Raw genomic sequence first — 4,579 nt, 5'->3', positions numbered from 1 at the left:
GTCCAGGCCCGCGGCCGCCTCGACCTCCTGGCCCGCCGCCTCGCGACCCACCGCGCCGGCTGACCCGCGCCGGGCCGGCGCCGGCCCCTGACGCAGCCGTTCATACCGACATGGGTGCCGTTCGTCGTCCGTGAGCGGCATCCATGTCGGTATGAAGCCGCACCCCGGACGCGAACCGCAGGCCGCCGGTGCAACGGTCGTGCAACGGCGCGTGCCTAGCGTGGGCGTGTCGCGGCAACGACGCCGCGACCGCGGGTGCGCCACAAGCCTTCGCCCGCGGACCCCGCCAGGGAGGCGTGATGACCGTCTACGCGCCGCCGGGACAGCCCGGCAGCCTCATCTCCTACCGCGACCGCTACGACCACTGGATCGGCGGCGAGTTCGTCGCGCCCGCGTCGGGCCGCTACTTCGAGAACCCCAGCCCGGTGACGGGACGGACGTTCACCGAGGTCGGCCGGGGCGACGCCGACGACATCGAGCGTGCGCTCGACGCGGCGCACGGTGCGTCGCGCGCGTGGGGGAGGACGACCGCGACGGAGCGGGCGGTGATCCTCAACAAGATCGCCGACCGCATGGAGCAGAACCTCGAGATGCTCGCCGCGGCCGAGGCGTGGGAGAACGGCAAGCCGGTGCGCGAGACGCTCGCGTTCGACATCCCGCTCGCGATCGACCACTTCCGCTACTTCGCGGGTGCGATCCGGGCGCAGGAGGGGTCGATCTCGGAGATCGACGGCGACACGATCGCCTACCACTTCCACGAGCCGCTCGGCGTGGTCGCGCAGATCATCCCGTGGAACTTCCCGAACCTCATGGCGACGTGGAAGCTCGCGCCGGCGCTGGCCGCGGGCAACGCAGTCGTCCTGAAGCCGGCCGAGCAGACGCCCGCGTCGATCCTGCTGCTCATGGAGCTCATCGGGGACCTGCTGCCCGCGGGCGTCGTCAACGTCGTCAACGGGTTCGGGGTCGAGGCGGGCAAGCCGCTCGCGTCGTCGCCCCGGGTGCGGAAGGTCGCGTTCACGGGCGAGACCACGACGGGCCGGCTGATCATGCAGTACGCCAGCCAGAACATCATCCCGGTGACCCTGGAGCTCGGCGGCAAGAGCCCGAACATCTTCTTCGAGGACGTCGCGCGCGAGAAGGACGGGTTCTACGACAAGGCGCTCGAGGGCTTCGCGATGTTCGCCCTCAACCAGGGCGAGGTGTGCACGTGCCCGTCGCGCGCGCTCATCCAGGAGTCGATCTACGACGAGTTCCTGGAGGCCGTGAAGCTGCGCACGGAGAGCATGCGCCAGGGCGACCCGCTCGACACGGAGACGCAGGTCGGCGCGCAGGCGTCGAACGACCAGCTCGAGAAGATCCTGTCCTACCTGGACATCGGCCGCGCGGAGGGGGCGCGGGTGGTGACGGGCGGGCACCGGGCGGAGCTGGCGGGCGACCTGTCGGGCGGGTACTACGTGACGCCGACGATCTTCGAGGGGAAGAACTCCATGCGGGTCTTCCAGGAGGAGATCTTCGGCCCCGTCGTGGCGGTGACGTCGTTCTCGGACTACGAGGACGCCATCTCCATCGCCAACGACACGCTGTACGGCCTCGGCGCCGGCGTCTGGTCCCGCGAGGCGGCGATCCAGTACCGGGCGGGCCGTGACATCGAGGCGGGCCGCGTGTGGACGAACTGCTACCACGCGTACCCCGCTGCGGCGGCGTTCGGCGGCTACAAGGGCTCGGGCGTCGGCCGCGAGAACCACAAGATGATGCTGGACCACTACCAGCAGACGAAGAACCTCCTCGTGTCGTACACGCAGGAGTCGCTCGGGCTGTTCTGACGGGCGGGCACGCGGTCGCGGCGGAGGTTCGGAGGGGAGCTTCCGCCACGACCGTGGGGCACGGGTCGCAGACGACGAGCGACGCCGCCCGACGGCGGCCGGCCGGGGCACCGGTCGTCGCCGGGCGGGGGAGGAGGCGAGATGGGACTGCCGGAGCGGGTCGCGGCGACGGACGCCGCGCTCGACATGCTGCGGACGCTGCGCACGCAGCACGGCGAGCTGATGATCCACCAGTCGGGCGGGTGCTGCGACGGGTCGTCGCCGATGTGCTACCCCGCGGGCGACCTGATCACGGGCGACGTCGACGTGCACCTCGGCGACCTCGACCTGGGCGACGGGGCGAGCGTGCCCGTCTGGATGACGCGCGCGCAGTACGAGTACTGGAAGCACACGCACCTGACGATCGACCTGGTGCCCGGCCGCGGTGCCGGCTTCTCGCTCGAGGCGCCCGAGGGCGTGCGGTTCCTGCTGCGCTCGCGCGTCCTCACGGACGAGGAGTACGGCACGCTGCACGCGGCGGGCGTGGTCTGAGGCGCGCTGCACGGCGGGCGCGGTCTCATGAGTGCCGCCGGCGTGCTCTGACGCGGGCCGCCGCGCGGTATCGCGGGCGACGTCGTCGGCGTCACGCGACGGGACGGTCGGCCGCAGGCTCGGGGCCCGTGGCGTCCGGCGAGGTCCCGCCGCGCGTCGCCGTGCCCGGGGCGGCGTCCGTCCGACGGGCGTTCACGGCGCGTGCGAGGAACAGCGCGACCACCCCGAGCACGATGAACAGCATGTTGAACGGCCCCGCGAGCGTCAGCAGCGGATTCGCGGCGGTGCCCTCCGCCGTCCGGTCGATGCCGCCGGTCGCCAGGAACAGCGTCGGGTCGAACAGCCCGTGCAGCAGGACCGGCCACAGCAGGCTGCCGGTCACCCGCAGCGTCAGGTACATCGCGACGCCGAACGCGAACGTGTAGACGACGGTGACGCCCACGGTCGTGAGCGACATCCCGGACAGCAGGTTGACCGAGTGCAGCAGCGCGAACACGAGCGACGACACGACCATGACCACCCACTCCGACCGCCCGGAGTCGCGCAGCATCTTCACGACGAGGCCACGGGTCAGCAGCTCCTCGACGAAGCCGACGAACAGTCCCGCCAGCAGCGTGACAGCGACGACGCCGGCCGCGTACGCGCCGTAGTCGATCCCGAGAAGACGCAGCACGACCGGGACGACGACGAGCACCGGCGCGATCCACATCCACCGCCGCCCGCGCACGGGCTGCGCGCCGAACAGCGGCCCCCACCAGCGCACCGAGGTGACGAAGGCGACGAGCGCGACCGCCCCGAGCACGAGGGGTACCAGCAGCCCGAACACGACGCTCTCCGCCGACGAGAACAGGTCGTCGGCGTCCACCCGGTCACCGAACAGCCTGCCGACCAGGAGCCCGCCGGCGACGTAGAGCGCCAGGTAGGCGGCGGCGACGAGGACGGCCCGGCCGATCCCGCCCCGGTCCCAGAACGCCTGCCAGCGCGAGCGTGGTGCGCGGGGCGTGCTGGTCATGGGGTGTCTCCGTCCGTGCGGGGCTGGCTGTCCGCGGGGGGCGCGCCGGCGTCGAACGTAACCCGCCGTCATGTCGTGCGCCCGTCCGCGCGACGCGTGCGCGGCGGCACCGTCGGGACGTCGAGAGGACGGGTCCGACCGACGGGGTGCGGCTCCTTCTCCGACCGGTGTCGACGACGAGACCGGGCCCGGACGGACACGCGACGTCGAGCCGCCGACAGGTGTGGACGAGGCGGCGACACGGTGGCGCGGAGCGTCTAGCGTGCGGGCATGACGAGCGAGCCGACGACCGACGCCCCCGCCGCCCAGCCCGCCCCGGCGATCGAGCCCGACACCAAGGACTGGACCTGGGTGCTGCGCGAGCCCTGCCCGGAGTGCGGGTTCCAGGCCGCCGACGTCGACGTGCACGCGATCGGCGGCACGGTCCGCGACCTCACGCCGCGGTGGATCTCGGCGCTCAACCGCGAGGACGCGCGTGTGCGCCCCGAGCCGCAGGTGTGGAGCGTCCTCGAGTACGGCGCGCACGTGCGCGACGTGCTCCGGGTGTTCGACGGCCGGCTCGCGCTCATGCTCGACCAGGACGACCCGCTGTTCGAGAACTGGGACCAGGACGCGACGGCGCTCGCGGACCGGTACGACCTGCAGGACCCGGTGATGGTCGCGGACGAGCTCGCGGACGCGGCCGACGTGATCGCGGACCGGTTCGACGCGGTGCGCGAGGACCAGGTGGAGCGCCCGGGTCGGCGGTCGAACGGGTCGGTGTTCACCGTCCGCACGCTCGGTCAGTACTTCGTGCACGACCTGGTGCACCACCTGCACGACGTGCGCGCCTGACGTTCCGGCCCGCGCGCCCGCGGCGCCTCTGCATCGGTCCGTCCCGGCGACGGACACCGCGTGCGGGGGCGCCGCAACTTTTGTCCACAGGGTCTGTCCACAGCGGTGTGCAAAGGGTTGCCTCGATGTGGACACCTGAAGCGATTAGGCGCTGACCTGCGGATCCGGCGTGTCCGAGGGACTCGCCGCGTCCGACACCATGCCGAAACCTGCCCGCAGCAATCCGGGGGTACGGTCCGCGCATGATCCTGGCCGAGGTCATCCCCGCGCCGCTCGTCGGCCGGCACGTCCTGGTGCTGCCCGCCGGCACCGACGTGCGCCCGCTCGCCGCCGCGTGGTTCCCCGGCGCCGCCTGGGAACGCCAGCCGCTCGACCCCGG

General features: G+C 72.5%; 4 protein-coding genes. 3 read left to right on the top strand and 1 reads right to left on the bottom strand.

Annotated elements, in window-relative coordinates; genetic code table 11:
- The first annotated feature begins 299 nt into the window (after positions 1–299).
- Together exaC and HGA02_RS11235 are read left to right on the top strand one after the other, a co-directional pair.
- Positions 300–1,823, top strand: coding sequence for an acetaldehyde dehydrogenase ExaC (gene exaC / locus HGA02_RS11240; RefSeq protein ID WP_168679085.1), 1,524 nt, complete (start codon positions 300–302; stop codon positions 1,821–1,823).
- Positions 1,824–1,964: 141 nt separating this feature from the next.
- Positions 1,965–2,354, top strand: a complete 390-nt coding sequence (locus HGA02_RS11235; protein WP_168679084.1) for a DUF779 domain-containing protein — start codon at positions 1,965–1,967, stop codon at positions 2,352–2,354.
- A 91-nt stretch (positions 2,355–2,445) separates the two neighbouring features.
- On the opposite strand, the gene HGA02_RS11230 is transcribed toward HGA02_RS11235, so the two are convergent.
- Positions 2,446–3,366 carry a CPBP family intramembrane glutamic endopeptidase gene (locus HGA02_RS11230; RefSeq protein ID WP_168679083.1) on the bottom strand — a complete coding sequence of 307 codons (921 nt, stop codon included), beginning with the start codon at positions 3,364–3,366 and terminating at the stop codon, positions 2,446–2,448.
- A gap of 270 nt (positions 3,367–3,636) precedes the next feature.
- On the opposite strand from HGA02_RS11230, the gene HGA02_RS11225 reads away from it, so the two are divergent.
- Positions 3,637–4,200, top strand: a complete 564-nt coding sequence (locus HGA02_RS11225) for a DinB family protein (RefSeq protein ID WP_168679082.1) — start codon at positions 3,637–3,639, stop codon at positions 4,198–4,200.
- The last annotated feature ends 379 nt before the right edge of the window (positions 4,201–4,579 follow it).

It is taken from the genome of Cellulomonas septica (assembly GCF_012396155.1).
Taxonomy (GTDB): Bacteria; Actinomycetota; Actinomycetes; order Actinomycetales; family Cellulomonadaceae; genus Cellulomonas; species Cellulomonas septica.
This window is presented reverse-complemented; position numbering and strand designations above follow the sequence as displayed.

Bases quoted from the DNA above. Each gene is read 5' to 3' on its own strand.
- exaC (WP_168679085.1), top strand. From the start codon at position 300: ATGACCGTCTACGCGCCGCCGGGACAGCCCGGCAGCCTCATCTCCTAC.
- HGA02_RS11235 (WP_168679084.1), top strand. From the start codon at position 1,965: ATGGGACTGCCGGAGCGGGTCGCGGCGACGGACGCCGCGCTCGACATG.
- HGA02_RS11230 (WP_168679083.1), bottom strand. From the start codon at position 3,366: ATGACCAGCACGCCCCGCGCACCACGCTCGCGCTGGCAGGCGTTCTGG.
- HGA02_RS11225 (WP_168679082.1), top strand. From the start codon at position 3,637: ATGACGAGCGAGCCGACGACCGACGCCCCCGCCGCCCAGCCCGCCCCG.